Here is a 19,779-nt window from a genome sequence, read left to right as displayed (position 1 = left end):
AAAAGTATAGTTTGGCTAAAGCCTTTTGAGCTTTCTATTATTTCGCAATTGTAACTTTTTTTAAAATAAAAATCTTTGTGCCTTAGCGCCTTTGCAGCATAAAAAAATTACTCTTTCTTTTTCCCTTCAATATTAGGCAAGAACCCAGTAATAACCCCAATCAAAGGCAGAAACGCACAAATCTTAAATACATATTCTATACTCGTTGCATCCGCGATTTTTCCTAGAACAGCAGAACCCAATCCACCCATTCCGAAAGCAAATCCGAAGAAAAGACCTGCTACAAGTCCGACCTTTCCGGGCATTAATTCAGTTGCATAAACTAAGATTGCAGAGAAAGCCGAAGAAAGAATCAATCCAATAATTACAGATAAAGTTCCAACCCAGAAAAGAGAGACATAAGGCAGCATTAAAGTAAACGGAGCAACTCCGAGAATAGAAACCCAGATTACGTATTTTCGGCCATATCGGTCACCAATTGGACCTCCGATTAAAGTTCCGGCAGCAACAGCTCCAGAAAACAAGAATAGATATACTTGTGATTGCTGAATCGAGATGTGGAATTTATCAATCAAAAAGAAAGTATAATAACTCGTAATACTGCTCATGTAGAAGTATTTAGAGAAAATTAAAACCAATAAAATTACAAGCGAAGCAATTACACGGTTTTTAGATAAATGATGCGTTTCAATTTTATGAGCCGATTTATTCGCATTTCTTTCAGATAAATGTTCGGTGTACCAAATTGCAATTTTATACAAAGCAAAAACGCCAATCAAAGCAATAATACAAAACCAAGCCACATAAGATTGCCCGTGTGGAATGATAATAAAAGCCGCTAATAACGGTCCGATAGCGCTTCCTGCATTTCCGCCTAACTGAAAAATAGACTGCGCCAATCCTTTTTTTCCGCCCGAAGCCAAATGCGCTACACGTGAAGATTCTGGATGAAAAATCGAAGACCCAATTCCGATTAAACTTACAGATAGCAATAGGAAAATAAAACTAGTTGCTATAGAAACCAGAAACAAACCAATCATGGTAAAACACATTCCGATAATTAGCGAATAAGGTTTAGAATTCTTATCAGTATACATTCCCACAAACGGCTGAAGAATAGAAGCGACGATTTGGTAGGTAAAAGTGATGATTCCGATTTGAGTAAAGCTCAGTCCGAAATTGTCCTTAATAAGTGGATAAATAGAAGGAACAACAGCTTGTAAAAGGTCATTAATTAAATGCGAAAAGCTGATTATAAAAAGTATCGAATAGGTTGTTTTTTTAATTACTTCTGGTTGTACTTTAACGGTTTCCATGAGTGTGATTTAGATTAATGTATTTTTAAAATTACAGCGGTATTAATTTTTTACAAAATTGGAACAAATTAGAATGTCAAAATTGCTATATTTGGACAATGAATAATCAGATTCGGACATATCGAATGGCTCAGGATTATGGATACCAAGTGAATCCAGCTATTCCTGTTATAGGTTATACCGAAACGGTAAACAACGAAATGTGCATCTCGCACTCGCATCCGCGCGGGCAGTTAATCTATGCAACACGTGGCGTTATGAATGTCGTGGTAGGCAATAACATTTGGGTTGTAAATCCACTACAAGGACTTTGGATTCCTGGCGGAATAGAACATCAGGTTACTTTTCAGAAAGATGTGAATTATTATAGTGTTTTTGTTGACCCTTCTGTAATGAAAGGTCTGCCAGAAAAAAGTTTCTCGTTTGATATACCAATGTTTTTAAAGCAATTGGTTTTCAAAATTATCTCTTTTGGAACTAGCGGCAATCTAACACCTTCGCAGTACAGAATCATAACAGTTTTTCTAGATGAATTGGCCTTAATAGAACCAAGCGCAACATTTCTCCCAACGACCAATCACGAAAGATTACAAAAAGTAGTCGAACTTATAATGGAGGATATTGCCAGTAAAAACACCATTGATTATTACGCCGAACTTTCGTTTATGAGTAGTAGAACTTTGTCACGTTTATTCGTCAAAGAACTCGGAATGAATTTCAGCGATTGGCGTACAAGACTAAAACTGCTAGAAGCCATAAAACGTTTGGGCGAAAAGCAATCTATAAAAGAAATTGCTCTTGATTTGGGATACGAGACTGCCAGCGCTTTTATTTTTATGTTTAAGAAGCATTTGAGGAAAACGCCTTCTAATTATATTTTAGAAGATGAAAATGAGGCTGATAAATTATCGGCTTAATCATTAACCTAATATCGGAACGTGGATAAAACGGATTTACTTCGTAAAGACGCGGATTGATGCGGATTTTTTCTTTTAGTTTATCCAAAATAACACAATCTTTGTCATTTCGACTGAAAGGAGAAATCACACTAGTAATTCTACAAAGATTGGCGACATAAGTTGCGGAATCCCGCGTGTGATTTCTCCTTTCAGTCGAAATGACAAAAAAAGAATAAAAAAATAAAATCAGCTTTCATCCGCATCTTGGCGATAGCGAATCCGTTTCATCAGCGTCCCATAAAGATCATAGCATCATTTTTTTTTAGTACTAAAAAAGTGATAAGTCGTAATTTTTCCCTTAAAAAATTATCAAATTTTACTGTAATTTATGAATAACAGGATAGTGCAGGTTGTGAAATGTAAAAATAACACTTATCTTTAGTCCCAAAATAAACTTACTATGCTAAACCGCTCTTCCATTTTAAAGATTTTCATTGTATTTGTTGCTCTATTTTCTTGTTCTTTACTATCGGCTCAGGAAAAATCAAAAGAAGCGACATGGATTTGGTACCCAGGCGATTTCGAAGTTTGGTTGAGCAATAAAATGCAGGTAAGACGTACAGAACGCGAAGCTGTATTTCCGCCGCTTTGGCAATATTACAGTCCTTATGCTTTGGTCACTTTTCAGACAGAAGTAGATATTCCAAAGCCAGACGAGGTAAAAATCTTCTCAGAAGGACCTTTTCAATTACTTTTAGACGGCGTCCAGATTTACGGACAGCCAAAATCAATAACAGTTCCTGCTGGAAAACACAAAATTTCTTTTAAAGTCTATAATCAGGAGGTATTACCTGCGATTTATATTGATGGGAAATATGTTAAATCTGATGCTTCGTGGAAAGTAACCAACGAAGATAAACTTTGGATTGACGAAACCGGAAAAGCACAACAATCCGGTACGCCATGGGTTCCTGTTGGTTCTTGGAATTTCAATTCGCCAGAAAATAAACCTTCTGGATTTAGATTGACAACCAAACCTTTAAGCGCTAAAAAAATAGAAAAAATCGGAGCTGGGCAATTAGTAGATTTTGGTAAAGAAACTTTTGGTTATATTAAAATCCATGGTTTAAAAGGAAAAGGAAAACTAGCATTGTATTATGGAGAATCTCGTGAAGAGGCTTTGGATTCTGCTAAATCCGAAACTTTAGACCATTTATCTTTTGATGGAAAACAATCTGAAACTTATACTCATGACGGTTCAAAAGCTTTCCGTTATGTTCAGGTTCAGGCAGATGCAGGCGTAAAATACGATTCGATTTCGATGCTTTATGAATATTTGCCTTTAGACTATCGTGGTGCATTCAAATCTTCAGACGAGCAACTGAATAAAATTTGGGATGTATCGGCTTATACGATGCATTTAACATCTCGTGAATTTTTTATTGATGGGATTAAACGCGATCGTTGGGTTTGGTCGGGTGATGCTTATCAGAGTTATTTAATGAATTATTATTTGTTTTTTGATTCGCCTTCGGTAGAAAGAACCATGATAGCACTTCGTGGAAAAGACCCTGTAACCGCTCACGTAAATATCATAATGGATTATTCGCTGTATTGGTTTGTAGGCGTTTACGATTACTACTTGCACACAGGCGATACGAAATTCATCAAAACTTTTTATCCAAGAATGAAATCGTTGATGGATTTCTGTTTAGAAAGAAGAAACAAAAACGGATTCCTTGAGCCATTAGAAGGCGACTGGGTTTTCATCGACTGGGCTGACGGACTACCAAAAACAGGAGAAGTGAGTTTTGAACAAATGCTTTTAGCAAGAAGTTTAGAAGCTATGGCGGTAAGTGCTGAAATTGCTGGTAAAACAGAAGACCAAAAACAATATCAGAAATTAGGAACTGATTTAAAAACCAAATTATTTGATGTTTTTTGGGATAAAAAAGAAAACGTGATGAAACATCAGCGTATCGATGGAAAAATGCAAAACATTGTAACCAGATACGCCAATATGTTCGGTATTTTCTTCAATTATTTTAATGAAGAACAAAAACAAAGTGTAAAAAATAAAGTGTTGTTGAATAAAGATGTTCTCCAAATCACAACGCCATATATGCGTTTTTATGAATTGGAAGCCTTATGCGCAATGGGCGAGCAAGATTATGTCTTAAAAGAAATAAAAAACTATTGGGGCGGCATGCTGAATGAAGGCGCAACCTCTTTCTGGGAAGAATACAATCCGAACAAAAAAGGAACGGAACATTTGACGATGTATGGTCGTCCGTACGGAAAGAGCCTTTGCCACGCTTGGGGCGCAAGTCCGATTTATTTATTAGGGAAATATTATTTGGGTGTAAAACCAACCGCTCCGGGTTATTCCCAATACGAAGTAAAACCTAGTTTAGGAGGTTTAAAATGGATGGAAGGAAAAGTGCCAACACCAAACGGAGAAGTGGCCGTGTATTGCAGTACCAAAGAAATCAAAGTAAAAGCAGGCGAAGGACAAGGAAAATTGATTTTTGAAAGTGCCAGCAAACCCAAAACAAACTCAGGAACCATTACAGAATTAGCAAAAAACAAATATCAATTGATTGTAAAACCGAATGTGGAGTATAAAGTGAGTTATAAGGCTTTGTGAGTTATTTTAAGTTAAAAGGTTATGGGTTATGGGTTATGGGTTATGGGTTATGGGTTATGGGTTATGAGTTATGAGTGATTAGTACCTAGTGATTATTCCTTAGTAGTAATTAGTTCTTAGTTTATAACGTCCAGTTTTTGTCATTCCGACGAAGGAGGAATCACACTCGTAACCACAAAGATTATCACGCTAGTTTTGTCATTTCGACGAAGGAGACCCGAGCGTTAGCGAATAGGCGAAGCAAATCTTCGCAAGAAACTCTCCAAAGATTGTGGAAATGCATTAAAAGAATAAAAGCCAAAAAATAAAAAACCAATGTTTTCAAAAAGTAAAAAATACAACATCAAATTAAAAACCGTTTTCCTAATGCTATTGGCTGTCTGCATTCAAGCAACAGCGCAAACAGCATGGAAACCAGCCTCATTTGAAATTGTAAAATCAAAATACAAAACGTTCAAAACCTCACAATATGCGCATGTTTTTTCTGGAAGCAAACACAATATTGTTCGTTTAGCTCCAGAATTGCAAGGATTAACAGGAGTTGAACTTCCTTTAGATGTTTATAAAAAGGGAACTAATACTCCATTACAATTAAAATTTAAAGAAAATGCAACAGTTTTAATTGGCGTTTTTCAAGAGAATAATTCAGAATATCTTCAAGCTGATAAACTTCAAAATGCTAAATTAATTTTAGAAAATGGAGTTACTATAACAGGATTACCTTCTGTTGATGTTTATGCGATTTCTTTCTCAAAAGGAACGCAAACATTGAATCCGGGAAAAGGATTGTTTGCTGTTTTGGGAGTTGTAAAAAGTTCTGAAAATCTACAATCAAGAAATGCCAATTTTCCAGACGGAAAACTTTGGAATCCAACTTTTATTGTGGAAGGATTTTCAGATGAAAAACCACTTTTCGAAATTATCGGCGGAGAAAATAAACCTGTTATTGATGAAGGAATGTCTGGAACAGAAGGAATTCAAGGAGGTTTTGAAGGCGGACGTGTGGTAAAAGTCGGAGATACTTATCATATGTTTCCAACCGAAAGAGCAGGAGAAAAAGGTGTTGACTATTATTATGATCGTGTAAAAACTAAAATCGGTCATTGGACAAGTAAAGACGCCATTCATTGGAAAAGAGAATCTACAATCTACCAAGCTAGTGGTGTATATGCTGTTACCGAAGATGATAATCCAATGAATGATCGTCGTGCCGCAATTTGGTCGTATATGCCTGTTTTTAATGAAAAAGCAAATAAATGGTATGGCTATTATTTAGCTTATACTGTAAGCAAAGAAATAGAACCAAATCATTCATTCGGAAGAATTTGGCGTTGCGAATCAATGGTAGAAGGAATCGAAGGAATAGGTGGGCCTTATAAAGATATGGGAATTATCATGGAACCGGGATTAGATTCTCAGCCATGGGAAGGTCGTCAGGGTGTGGCTTCTTTTTTTCCATATAAAGTAGGCGACAAATATTTCGGATTTTATAGCGGTGCTTATCCGTTCAATTCGTGGGCAGATTATCCAAAGAAATCAGGAAAAGGCTGGTTTGTGGCTTTAGCCGAATCCAAAAGTTTAGAAGGCCCTTGGTTGAGAATGAATAAAGGTTTGGAACCAATTAAGACGATGCATCCGCTATTTGTTGAAAATCCAATCGTAAGTCAGTTACCAAACGGTCTGTACATCGCGATTTTCGACGGTGGTCCAGACGGTTGGGGACATCATTTACCTAATATGATTGCGTATTCATTATCAGCAGACGGCGTAAACTGGGCAGAAGCACATTATTTACCAATAGAAACCAAAGTTGATAAATGGTGGGATATCATGAGAACGCCATTATGTTTAATCCCAGAAGGAAATGACGTTTACACAATCGTATACAATGCAATCGATTTAAAAAGAAGATTTCATCCAACAGGAATGGTAAAAGTAAAATTGAACAAAGACGTGATGGAGTCTAAATTAAAAGAATTGAAAAGATAAAGTTTCCCGCAGATTTTGCAGATCAGGCAGATAAAAAAAATCAGCTAAATCAGCAAAATCTGCGAGAGAAAAAAAAACTTTGCGCCTCTGCGACTTTGCGAGATTAAATCATTCCAAAAGAAAAAAACTTAGAGCCTTAGCGCCTTCGTGGCAAAAACATATAAAAATGAAAATTAAATATCTAATCGTAGCCATTTCAGCACTTGCCATAACCAGCTGTGCCACCAAATACAAGAAAAGAGAAATCACCGACAGCGTAATGCAGGAGATTTACGAAGAAATCAAAACGCCTTACAAATACGGTTTGGTGATGGTTCCTACCGACAACTCATACAAAATGGATTGCCCAAGTGTATTTAGAAAAGACGGGAAATGGTATATGACGTATTTAATTTACGACGGAAGAGGTTACGAAACTTGGCTAGCAGAAAGCGACAATTTATTAGATTGGAAACATTTAGGAAAAGTAATGTCTTTCTCAGAAAACGAAAAACATTGGGATGTCAACCAAAAAGCAGGATATATTGCTTTGCAAGATATGACTTGGGGCGGAAGCTATGAATGGGAAAAATACGATGACAAATATTGGATGAGTTATTTTGGTGGAGACAGTAAAGGTTACGAAGCAGGCGTTTTGTCAATCGGAATGGCTTATACCAAAGAAGCGCCGACAAAGCCGCACGAATTTCAAAGATTAGAAAATCCGGTTTTAACGCCAAAAGACAAAGACGCCAGATGGTGGGATAACAGCACGATGTACAAAAACAGCGTAATTCGTGATAAGGATAAACTAACTGGACACAATTTTATCATGTATTACAATGCCCGTGGAGACAGTATCAATCCTGCTAAAGGAGCAGAACGTATAGCGATGGCAGTCTCAAACGACATGAAAACATGGAAACGTTATGGCGATAAACCATTAATCAATCATCATAAAGGAATTTCGGGAGATGCTTATATTCAGCGTATTAATGATACTTGGGTGATGTTTTATTTCGGAGCTTTTTGGACAGGTTGGAATCAAGGTGCATTTAACCGTTTTGCAGTGTCAAATGATTTAGTAAACTGGACAGATTGGAAAGGCGATGACTTAGTTAAATCATCTGAACCATACGATGATTTGTTTGCACATAAATCATTTGTCGTAAAACATGATGGGGTTGTGTATCATTTTTACTGCGCCGTTAACAAAGCAGAACAAAGAGGAATTGCCATTGCAACATCTAAAGATTTAGGAAAAAGCAAATTGAATTTTGTGGCTCCGCCGGAGAAAAAGAAGAAGAATTAAGAGGAAAGTACAAAGTACAAAGTACAAAGAATTAAGATAAAGTACGTTTAAATCTGACGGGTTCTAAAAACCTGTCAGGTTTAATAACCATAAGATAAATAAAGACCCAGTTTGTCATTTCGACGAAGGAGAAATCTCCACAAGTAGCTCCACACAGAAAATCTACCAATCTTTGTAGAATATCGCACGGAGATTCCTCCTTCGTCGGAATGACAAAAAAACTAAAAATAAAATAATGTTTAAGCAAAATCATATTCAGCAATTTTTCAACTTTCGACTTTCGACTTTCGACTTTTTGACTGTAATTTTACTATTCACAATTAACATAAACGCCCAATCCGTAACAGGAGAACCAGCAGGAGTTCCGGAATTGCATAAAAAATATCAATTTGCTCCGTGGGAAGACCCAACGATTACAAGTATCAATAGACAACCAGCAAGAGCAACTTCATATTCTTATTCAAGTGTTGAAGACGCATTAAAAGGCGACAGAACCAAAAGCCGAATCCAAATGCTGAACGGCGATTGGGATTTTAAATATGCCGTTAACTTAAATTTAGCATCAAAAGACTTTTATAAAAACACCGTTTATGGTTGGGATAAAATCGAAGTGCCTTCCAACTGGGAAATGAAAGGGTATGATAATCCAATTTACAAAAGTGCTGTTTATCCATTTCGACCAATAAATCCGCCTTATATTCCTAAAGATTATAACGGAGTAGGCTCTTACCAAAGAAGTTTTACGGTTCCAGAAAATTGGAAAGATATGACTGTGACTTTACATTTCGGAGCCGTAAGTTCCGGTTTTGAGGTATGGTTAAACGGAGAATTTTTAGGGTATGGCGAAGACAGTTTTCTGCCATCAGAATTTGATATTACACCTTATTTAAAAGCGGGCGAAAATGTAGTTTCAGTTCGTGTAATTCGCTGGACAGATGGTTCTTACTTAGAAGACCAGGACCATTGGCGTATGAGTGGAATCCAGCGTGAAGTTTTCATTATGGCAGAGCCAAAATTGCGCATTCAGGATTTCTTTGTTCAAACCAAATTAGACAAAGAATACAAAGACGCTATTTTCAAATTGCGTCCAAAAGTAGAGAATTTGACTGGAGCAAAAATCAAAGATTACACCATGAATGTTCAGTTGTATGATGCAAATAATACGGCAATATTCAAAGAACCGCTTCAAAGACCTGTAATCGATTTAATCAACGAAAGTTATCCTCGTTTGGACAATGTTCGTTTTGGATTCTTTCAGGAAACCATCAAAAATCCTAAAAAATGGAGTTCAGAAGAGCCGAATTTATACACGATGGTCATTTCGATAAAAGATAAAAACGGTAACGTTACCGAAGCCAAAAGCTGTAAAGTTGGTTTCCGTTCGATTGAATTTTCGAAAGAGAACGGAAAAATGCTCATCAACGGAAAAGAAACGTATGTTTATGGCGTAAACCGCCACGATCATCATCCGACAAGAGGAAAAGCAGTTACGAGAGAAGATATCAAACAAGATATTACTACGATTAAAAAATTCAATTTCAATTTTATACGTACGAGTCATTATCCAAATGATCCTTATTTCTACGAATTATGTGATCAATACGGAATCATGGTAATGGACGAAGCAAACCAAGAAACACATGGAATTGGCGGTAAATTAAGCAACGATCCGCTTTGGACAAACGCTTATATGGAAAGAATGATTCGAATGGTCGAAAGAGATAAAAACCATCCATCGGTTGTAATGTGGAGTTTAGGAAACGAAGGCGGAAAAGGGCCAAACCATTCGGCAATGTCAGGTTGGGTTCACGATTTCGATATTACACGTCCAGTGCATTATGAACCAGCGCAAGGAAATGCAAAGTTAGACGGATATATCGATCCGCTTGATCCAAGATATCCGAAAACAATCGATCATGCTTATCGTTTCGAAAATCCGCAAGATGATTCGTATGTCGATATGGTTAGCCGTTTTTATCCGGGCGTTTTCACACCAAAATTTTTAGTAGAACAAAAGAAAGATACACGTCCGATTATTTTCGTTGAATATTCTCATGCAATGGGAAATTCTGTTGGAAATTTAAAAGAATTATGGGATGAATTCCGTTCGCTTCCTAGAGTTATCGGAGGTTGTATTTGGGAATTCAAAGATCAGGGAATCGTGAAATTTGATTCGAGATCAGGACAAAATTATTTTGCTCACGGAGGGGATTTCGGCGAAAAGTATCATGACGGAAATTTCAATACAAAAGGAATTGTAGATTCTTACGGAAAACCAAAAGGCTCGATTTTTGAGAATAAGTGGGTGTATCAGCCAGCGATTTCATCTTTAAATGGAAATCAATTAGAAATTAAAAATCGCCAGGCAGTTAAATCTTTAGAAGGATATATTCCCGTTTTAAAAGTGTTGGAAAACGGAAACGTAATTAAAACCCAGATTTTAAAACCACTCAAAGTAGAAGCAGGACAATTGACAACTTTAGATATCAGTTCGTATTTACCAAAAATGAAAGCCGATGCAGAATATATTTTAAATATAGAATTCCAGCTTTCAAAAGACGAGCTTTGGGCTTCAAAAGGTTACGCTGTCGCGGAAGATCAGTTTATATTGAAAAAGAAGGAAGCTGTTTCACCTGAATCGAAAAAAGAAAATGTAAATGTTTCTGAATCAGATTCTGATTTTAATATCAAAGGAAAAACTTTTGATATTAGAATCAATAAAACAAACGGAGCTTTAAGTTCTTATGTTTTTAATGGAGAAGAACAGGTTTTTACACCATTACTTCCGAATTTTGTTAGACCTTTAACTGACAACGATAAACGTGGTTGGAAGTCTCAGAAATTATTAAAACAATGGTATAAAGCAAAACCAAAACTGGTAAATATTGCCATTGATAAATCGGCTTCAGCAATTAAAATCAAAAGTAATTACGAAGTGATAAAAGACAGTGCAAGCGTAAATGTGGTTTACAATATTTTACCAAACGGATTAATAAAAGTAGATTACAGCTTAAAAGCATCAGACAAACTGCCAAACATTCCAAAAATTGGAATGCAGATGGGAGTTAAAAGAAGTTTCGACCAGATTTCATGGTACGGAAAAGGCGAACTGGAAAATTACAACGACAGAAGTTTTGGTTCGTTTGTTGGGAAATATTCACTTCCAATAAACGATTTTATTGAACATTATCCAAAACCGCAAGAAAACGGAAACAGATGTGATGTAAGATGGATGGCATTAAGCACCCCACAGAAAAATAACGGATTTTTAGTGGTAAACGATAATAAAGTTCTAAGCATGAGCGCATGGCCTTATACACAGGAAAACTTAAGTGCATCAGGACATACGTACGATTTGAAAGATCCAGGATTCTTAACACTAAACATCGATTTAATCCAAATGGGAGTAGGAGGAAACGACAGCTGGACGATTGTGGCTCAGCCATTGGAACAATATCAGATTAAATCAGGAAATTATGAATACAGTTTTTATTTGACGCCTTTTAGTGGTTCAAAAAATGAATTGGAAAATAGTTTGAAGAAGTTTAAATATTAGTCAATTAAGAATTAAAAATTAAGAATTAAAAATTAAAAGATACGGTTTGTCATTTCGAGGAACGAGAAATCACACGAGTATGTCGACAAAGATTGGAGAAATACATTGTAGATTTCTAGTGTGATTTCTCCTTACGTCGAAATGACAAAAATGCATACAGATTAGCAAACATAGCCCGAGGTTTCAACCTCGGGAAACGTATTGTTAAATAACGTTGCGTCCCAATGGTTGAACCATTGGCTATGTTTTAATAAAAAAAAATATATTAAACCCGACAGGTTCAAAAACCTGTCGGGTTTACGAACAGAAAATAATAACAATAATGTCTAACCGTAACCACATTTTTCTTTTTAAAAAAGACTTTCGACTTTGGACTTTCCAACTTTCGACTATTATCTTTTTTCTTTTCCTTGCAAGCATCGTCTCCGCACAGGATGTCCATAAAAAAGAAACTACTTTTCAGCCGACATTAGAATCCTCCAAAACTTGGGTGTATTGGTACTGGATGAAAACAGCCTATTCTAAAGCCGGAATCACAGCCGATTTAGAAGCGATGAAACAAGCCGGAATTGCGGGCGCTTATTTAATGACGATCAAAGGACCAGCCAATCCGCCATTGATAGATCCGCCGGTTTTACAGTTGACACCTGAATTTTGGGATATGATTGGTTGGGCATTCAAAGAGGCAGATCGTTTAGGATTAAAACTTGCTTTTCATGGAGCAGACGGTTTTGCTGTTGCAGGCGGGCCGTGGATTACGCCCGAAATGTCGATGCAGAGAGTAGTTTGGTCGACAACTGAAATTTTAGGCGGAAAAAAAGTGGCTTCAAAACTACCAGTTCCAGCACATTACAAAGAGTATTATAAAGACATTGCCACTTTTGCGATTCCGATTAAAGAATACGAAATCACTTCGCAATTGCAATTGCCAAAAGTAACGACATCGAACAATAGCGATGCATCATTTTTGGCTGATCCTAAGAAAGACGAGAATTTCAAATTTGCCGATGCAGGTTGGATTCAGTACGAATTTGCACAACCTTTTACCTGCAAATCCATTGTAATTGAAACCAAAGGAAGAGATTTTCAGGCGCAACGTCTGATTGTGGAAGTAAGTGATGACGGAGTCAATTTTAGATTTCACGAAAGACTGATTGCACCGCGCCACGGCTGGCAGGATATGGATTTCCCGAATACACATACGATTACACCCGTAACAGCAAAATATTTCCGATTTGTTTATGATCCAAAAGGAACAGAACCTGGAGCAGAAGATTTGGATTTTGCGAAATGGAAACAGAATCTGAAAGTAAGTAAAATTACGCTTTCGAATCAGTCGTTAATTAATAATTACGAAGGGAAATCAGGTGCCATTTGGCGTTTGACTCCACAGACAACTGAAAAAGAAATTCCAAATTCTAATGCATTCAAAAAATCAGAAATCATCAATATTTCCAATTTTGTGGATGCTAACGGAAATCTGAATTGGAAAGCACCAAAAGGAAAATGGAAAATAATCCGAATGGGGCATACTTCTACGGGACATGAAAATGCAACTGGCGGAGCAGGAAAAGGTTTGGAAGTAGATAAATTTAATCCCGAACTGATTCGTTTTCAGTTAGACCATTGGTTTGGAGAAGCTGTTCGTTCTGCTGGCCCACAAGTGGCTTCACGAGTTCTGGAAATCCTTCATTTTGACAGCTGGGAATGCGGAAGCCAAAACTGGTCTTCGGTTTTTCAGGCTGAGTTTAAAAAGAGACGAGGTTATGATATTGTGGAATATCTGCCTGTAATGGCCGGAATTCCAATAGAAAGTGCAACTTTTTCAGAAAGAATTTTGTATGATGTTAGAAAGACAATAGGTGATTTGGTAGCGGATAAGTTCTATGCGACGGTTGCTCAAATTGCCAAAGAATATAACGTTAAATTGAGTTCCGAAAATGTTGCGCCAGTTGTAACCAGCGATGCCTTGCTGCATTATAAATATGTTGATTATCCGGGCGGCGAATTTTGGCTGAAAAGCCCAACACATGACAAACCTTTTGATATGGTCGATGCTATTTCTGGAGGGCATATTTACGGAAAAGATATTATTCAGGCAGAGTCTTTTACGGCGTTGAGAATGGATTGGGACGAACATCCCGGAAATCTAAAAACAACGGCAGACCGCAATTATGCTTTAGGAATTAACCGTTTGTTTTACCACGTTTTTGTTCATAATCCGTGGACGAACAGAAAACCGGGAATGACTTTAGACGATATCGGAACTTTTTTCCAAAGAGATCAAACTTGGTGGAAACCCGGAAGAGCTTGGTTTGATTATTGCCAACGAGTACAGTTTCAATTACAAAAAGGAAAACCTGTTATTGATTTGGCGGTTTTTATTGGAGAAGATTTTCCTTCGCGTTCTTTTGTTCCAGATCGTTTGGTGCCTTTTATTCCGAATGTTTTTGGAAAAGAAAGATTAGAAAACGAGAAAATCCGTATGGAAAATGAAGGTCAGCCAACGGCAAAAATGCCAAAAGAAGTGACCTATTCTAAAAATATCACCGATTTATCGCAATGGATTAACCCGCTAAATGGGTATCAATATGATTCTTTCAATGCCGATGTTTTGATTAATCGTGCGAAAGTGGTAAACGAAAAAATTTCATTTGATGGCGGAATAGAATATGGCGCTTTATTCTTTCCGGGAAGTCATAAAATGGCACCAAATAAGATTTTATCTTTGGCTTCTGCAGAAAAAATACTGAAATTGCTAAAAGATGGAGCAACCATTTTTGTGGATGAAAAACCAAATATTCAGCCAGGAATTCAATCAGAAATAGATCAAAAAAAATGGCAGAGTGTAATTGATGAAATTTGGAATAATGCCAATTCATCAACGTGGAAAATCGGAAAAGGAACGGTTGTTAAATTACCGTATTTAGGAAATGATTTCGCTTCAATCGGAATTACGCAGGATATTTATTTTCCTAATTTAAAGCGTTCTGAAGCCGAAACATTAGCTTGGGCGCATCGAAAATCAGATACAGAAGATATTTATTTCATTTCCAATCAAAAAGCAGAAAAACGTTCTTTTGAGGCGTCTTTTAGAATTTCGGGAAAAGTGCCGCAATGGTACAATCCTGTAACGGATAAAACTTCGGCTATAGCCAATTGGAAAATAGAAAACGGAAGAACAATTGTTTCGATAACTTTAGATGCCAATGAATCTGGTTTTGTGATTTTTAAAGAAGAAACAAAAGAAGTTGTAGTAAAAGGTAAATCATCTGAATTTGAGAAAGTTCAAACTTTAGATGAAAATTGGGAATTGCAATTCGATCCAGCTTTTAAAGGTCCGAAAGAAGTGGTAAAAACAAACAAGCTTTTTGATTGGAGTACTTCAGAAAATGATCAAATCAAATATTATTCAGGAACTGTAGTTTATAAAAAAGAGTTTGTTTGGAAAGGTAAAAAAAACGATAAAATCTGGTTGGATTTAGGCGAAATTGCCAATATTGCAGAAGTTAAAATCAATGGAAAAGACTGCGGAACACTTTGGACATTTCCTTTTAAAACCGATATTTCAAAAGCTTTGCAAAAAGGTAAAAATACGATAGAAATTAAAATCACAAATACCTGGAGAAATAGATTAATTGGCGACCAAAAATTGCCAAAAGAAGAAAGATTAACATGGACAACAGCGCCGTTTCGTTTAGAAGGAGAACCGTTGTTGAAAGCAGGGTTGTTAGGGCCAGTTACAATTTTACAGGAGAAATAAATGTTAGCCACAGATTAAAATGATTTTCACAGATTATTATTTTTTTAAAATGGCTACACAATAGAAAAATTAGGATAAATATGTCGCTCCGCTGGAGCTTTTGTATGATGTGTCATTTTTTTCTATAAATATTTCGTCCCTCTGGGACTTGTAATAGAGAATAGAATATTTAAATATAAAAAGAAGATGTTTTATTTTAAATAAGAATGGTTTTAGTGAGCCAAAGAAAAAGCTCTGGAAGAGCTAAATATTTATAGAAAAAGAATATCCAGAGATTAGTTTAGCTCCAGAGGAGCGACATATCTTTTAGAATTTAAAGAATAAAAAACAAAAGTTTAAATCACAGATTTACAATCTTTTTTAATCCTTTTAATCTGTGGCAAAAAAACAAAAAAATGAAAAAATTAATTATTACATTATTAACGATTTTAGCGAGTTTTCAAATCAATGCCAAAATCAAATTACCAGCATTGTTTACAGACAATATTATGTTACAACAAAAATCAAATGCACCAATTTGGGGCTGGGCAGAAAAGAATGCCAATATCGTAATTAAAACCTCGTGGGATTCTAAAACCTACAAAACAAAGTCAGACGCTTCTGGAAAATGGAAAACAGAATTACAAACTTCCTCTTTTGGCGGACCATACACCATTGAAGTTTCAGAAGGAAACGAAAAAGTAATCATCAAAAACGTTTTGTTAGGAGAAGTTTGGCTTTGCTCTGGACAGTCGAATATGGAAATGCCGTTAAAAGGTTTTCAGGGACAGCCCGTTAAAAACGGAAATGAAATCATCGTAAGATCAACCAATAAAAACATTCGTTTAATTACGATTCCAAGAGCCACGGTTTTAGAACCTTTACAAGATTTTGAAGGAAAATGGGAAGAAGCTTCTCCAAAATCGACTTCCAATTTTAGTGCAACGGCTTGGTATTTTGGTTCACTTTTGCAGGAAGTTTTAGATGTTCCAGTAGGATTGATTCATGTTTCGTACGGAGGTTCAAGCATGGAAGCGTGGATGAACAAAGAAATGCTAAAAGATTTTGCAAGTGCTAAAATTCCGACCACAAAAGAAGAATTGGCAAAAGACCCAAATCGTGTTCCGACAACTTTGTTTAATGGAATGCTTTCGCCTGTAATTGGTTACGGAATTAAAGGCTGTATCTGGTATCAGGGAGAATCAAATTACGAAAGAGCTTCGGAGTATACCGCTTTGATGAAAAAAATGGTCAGCAGTTGGAGAACAATCTGGAATCAGGGTGATTTCCCGTTTTATTTCGCTCAGATTGCACCGTTTAATTACGCCTCATTTCATCCAAAAGATTATCAGGAAAAATACAATTCGGCATATTTGAGAGAAGCGCAATTTAAGGCTTCAAAGGAAATTCCGAATTCGGCAATGGCGGTTTTAATGGATGTTGGAGAAGAAAATAACATTCACCCAATGGACAAAGAAAAAGGAGGAAACCGTTTGGCTTTTCAGGCTTTGGCAAGGACATACGGAATTGAAGGTTTTGAATTCGAAAGTCCGAAATACAAATCAATGGAGATAAAAGATGGTGCCGTAACCGTTTCTTTTGATGATGTTGCCAACGGAATTACATCTTATGACAAGGAAGTTTTAGGTTTTGAAATCGCAGGAGAGGACAAAGTTTTCTATCCAGCTAAAACGGTCGTTAGAAGAAAATCAGTAGTTCTGACATCAGATAAAGTAAAGAAACCAGTTGCAATACGTTATTTATGGAAAGATTTCGCTAAAGCGGAATTGTTTAGCGCGGGAGGTTTGCCGGTTTCTTCGTTTAGAACTGATGAGTGGTAATTTTTTAAACCATATAAGTCATTTAAGGCAATATAAGCTTTGTGTTTGGTTTGTGTTTTTAGGAAATATAAGTTTAATATTTAAAGCTATAACTTAAATTATCTTATATGACTTATATGGTTCAATAATAGTATTCTATATAAAATTAAAATGTTGAAAAATTTAATATTCTTATTATCTCTCTTCACAACGCTTTGCCTCAAAGCGCAAATTGCTACGCTTGAAAATTACAATCAGGTTTGGACAACGCAGAGTCAGAATTCATCAGAATCGATGCCGTTAGGCGGAGGCGATATTGGTATGAATGTTTGGGTAGAGAAAGGTGATTTGTATTTCTATTTTTCACGAAGCGGAACTTTTGACGAACATAATACTTTATTGAAATTAGGTCGTGTAAAAGTTACTTTAAGTCCGAATCCATTTGAAGGGAAAGACGGTTTTCATCAGGAACTGAAACTCAAAGACGGTTATGTTTTAGTTGGTCAGAATGATACTAAAATCAAACTTTGGGTAGATGTTTTTAAACCGATTATTCATGTTGATTTAGAAAGTAAAAATACGTTGAAAATGACAGCTTCTTATGAAAGTTGGCGTTATCAAAATCGTTATCCGAAAGGAAAAGAAAATAATGCCAATTCTTATAAATGGGCGCCACAGGGAGAACTTACTACCTATAAAGATTCTATTTCGTTTGAAAATAACGGAATCAAATTTTACCACAGAAATAGAGAAAATACAGTTTTTGATGTGGCGGTAAAACAACAGAAAATGGAATCGGTAAAAGACCAAATGTTGAACCCGATTGCGAATCTAACTTTCGGCGGATTCATGACAGGGAATAATCTAAAACCAGACGGAACATTTCTTGGTAAATATCAAAATACCGATTTTAAAGGTTTTAATTTAACTAGCATAAAACCTTCCAAAAAGCATTCGTTAGAAATATATTTAAACACGAATCAATCTGATTTTTCAACTTGGGATAATGGATTAAAAAGTTTGATTTCTGCTAATAAAAATAATTTCAAACAAGCGGAAAAAAACACTCAAAAATGGTGGAATGCTTTCTGGAACCGCAGTTTTATTTTTACTCAAAAAAAACAATCGATCGAGAAAGATTCGGTCTATCAAATCGGTCAGAATTATCAGTTGTTTCGATATATGCTGGGTTGCAATGCGTATGGAAAATATCCAACGAAATTCAACGGGGGACTTTTTACAGTTGACCCTGTTTTTACGAATAAAGACCTAAATTTTACGCCCGATTTCAGAAATTGGGGAGGAGGAACCATGACAGCTCAAAACCAGCGATTGGTTTATTTTCCGATGGTAAAAAGCGGTGATTTTGATATGATGAAATCACAGTTGAATTATTACTTGAGCCTTCAAAAAAATGCAGAATTAAGAAGCAAGGTTTATTGGAAACATAATGGTGCTTCATTTACAGAACAATTAGAAAATTTCGGTCTGCCAAATCCTGCTGAATATGAATGGAAACGTCCAGCAGAGTATGACCCAGGAATGGAATACAATGCATGGCTCGAATACGAATGGGATACGGTTTTGGAATTCTGTCAAATGATGTTGCAGCAGAAAGAATATGCTGGAGAAGATATTCAGAAATACAATCCATTCATCATTAGTTGTCTGCGTTTTTTTGATGAACATTATCAATATTTGGCCAAGCAACGTGGAAGAAAAGCTTTAGACGGAAATGGTAAATTAGTTTTATATCCGGGTTCGGGAGCAGAAACTTATAAAATGGCTAATAATGCAAACAGCACGATTTCGGCTTTACAGGTAATTACAGAAAACCTTTTAAACCTTTCGGCAAATCAGCTATCTAAAGAAGATGTGGAATATTTAAAAGGATTTCAAAATCGGATTCCGCCTTTGAATTTCGGACAAAACGAAAATCATAAAGTTTTATTGCCTGCCAAAACATGGGAACGGGTTAATAATACCGAAGTTCCGCAATTGTATCCTGTTTATCCGTGGGGAATTTACGGCATCGGAAAACCGGATTTAGAAACGGCTTTGAATACATGGAAATACGACGCTGATGCTTTAAAATTCAGAAGCCACGTAGGCTGGAAACAAGACAACATTTTCTCTGCTCGTTTAGGATTGACAGATGAAGCTGTAAAATACAATACAATGAAAATGGCGAATTCAGAAAGACGTTTTCCAGCATTTTGGGGACCGGGATTTGACTGGGTTCCCGACCATAATTGGGGAGGTTCGGGAATGATTGGCATGCAGGAAATGCTTTTGCAGGAAGCAGACGGAAAAATTTATCTTTTCTCTGCGTGGCCGAAAGAATGGAATGTTCATTTTAAATTGCATGCTAAACAAAATACTACAATTGAAGCTGAACTCCTAAACGGAGAGTTGAAGGTTTTGAAAGTAATTCCAGAAGAAAGAAAAAAAGATATTATAAATCTGCTTGGGAAATCTGAAGCAGAGAAAACGAAATTAAACTAACTATTACAATCAAA

9 protein-coding genes are annotated in these 19,779 nt (G+C 36.2%); 8 read left to right on the top strand and 1 reads right to left on the bottom strand.

The genetic code is table 11. From position 1 onward, the window contains the following. Window positions 1–107: 107 nt before the first annotated feature. Window positions 108–1,316 carry an MFS transporter gene (locus E0W73_RS11190; protein ID WP_135222162.1) on the bottom strand — a complete coding sequence of 403 codons (1,209 nt, stop codon included), beginning with the start codon at window positions 1,314–1,316 and terminating at the stop codon, window positions 108–110. Between the two features lie 98 nt (window positions 1,317–1,414). On the opposite strand from E0W73_RS11190, the gene E0W73_RS11185 reads away from it, so the two are divergent. The 8 genes from E0W73_RS11185 (at window position 1,415) to E0W73_RS11150 (ending at window position 19,765) form a co-directional block, all read left to right on the top strand. After that, window positions 1,415–2,233, top strand: a complete 819-nt coding sequence (locus E0W73_RS11185) for an AraC family transcriptional regulator (protein ID WP_135222161.1) — start codon at window positions 1,415–1,417, stop codon at window positions 2,231–2,233. A 442-nt stretch (window positions 2,234–2,675) separates the two neighbouring features. Continuing rightward, a complete protein-coding gene (locus E0W73_RS11180) occupies window positions 2,676–4,862 on the top strand; it encodes an alpha-L-rhamnosidase-related protein (protein ID WP_135222160.1) in 2,187 nt (728 codons plus the stop codon). 315 nt (window positions 4,863–5,177) lie between these two features. Beyond that, window positions 5,178–6,851, top strand: a complete 1,674-nt coding sequence (locus tag E0W73_RS11175; protein ID WP_135222159.1) for a glycoside hydrolase family protein — start codon at window positions 5,178–5,180, stop codon at window positions 6,849–6,851. 166 nt (window positions 6,852–7,017) lie between these two features. Then, window positions 7,018–8,142, top strand: coding sequence for a glycoside hydrolase family protein (locus tag E0W73_RS11170; protein ID WP_135222158.1), 1,125 nt, complete (start codon window positions 7,018–7,020; stop codon window positions 8,140–8,142). 235 nt (window positions 8,143–8,377) lie between these two features. Continuing rightward, complete coding sequence (locus E0W73_RS11165; protein ID WP_135222157.1) at window positions 8,378–11,698, top strand: glycoside hydrolase family 2 TIM barrel-domain containing protein; 3,321 nt, start codon at window positions 8,378–8,380, stop codon at window positions 11,696–11,698. A gap of 322 nt (window positions 11,699–12,020) precedes the next feature. After that, window positions 12,021–15,461 carry a glycosyl hydrolase gene (locus tag E0W73_RS11160; RefSeq protein WP_244248474.1) on the top strand — a complete coding sequence of 1,147 codons (3,441 nt, stop codon included), beginning with the start codon at window positions 12,021–12,023 and terminating at the stop codon, window positions 15,459–15,461. 395 nt (window positions 15,462–15,856) lie between these two features. Next, window positions 15,857–17,281 carry a sialate O-acetylesterase gene (locus tag E0W73_RS11155; protein WP_135222156.1) on the top strand — a complete coding sequence of 475 codons (1,425 nt, stop codon included), beginning with the start codon at window positions 15,857–15,859 and terminating at the stop codon, window positions 17,279–17,281. Between the two features lie 150 nt (window positions 17,282–17,431). Next, window positions 17,432–19,765 carry a DUF5703 domain-containing protein gene (locus E0W73_RS11150; RefSeq protein ID WP_135222155.1) on the top strand — a complete coding sequence of 778 codons (2,334 nt, stop codon included), beginning with the start codon at window positions 17,432–17,434 and terminating at the stop codon, window positions 19,763–19,765. Window positions 19,766–19,779: the final 14 nt, after the last annotated feature.

It is taken from the genome of Flavobacterium foetidum, from assembly GCF_004634245.1.
Taxonomy (GTDB): domain Bacteria; phylum Bacteroidota; class Bacteroidia; order Flavobacteriales; family Flavobacteriaceae; genus Flavobacterium; species Flavobacterium foetidum.
This window is presented reverse-complemented; position numbering and strand designations above follow the sequence as displayed.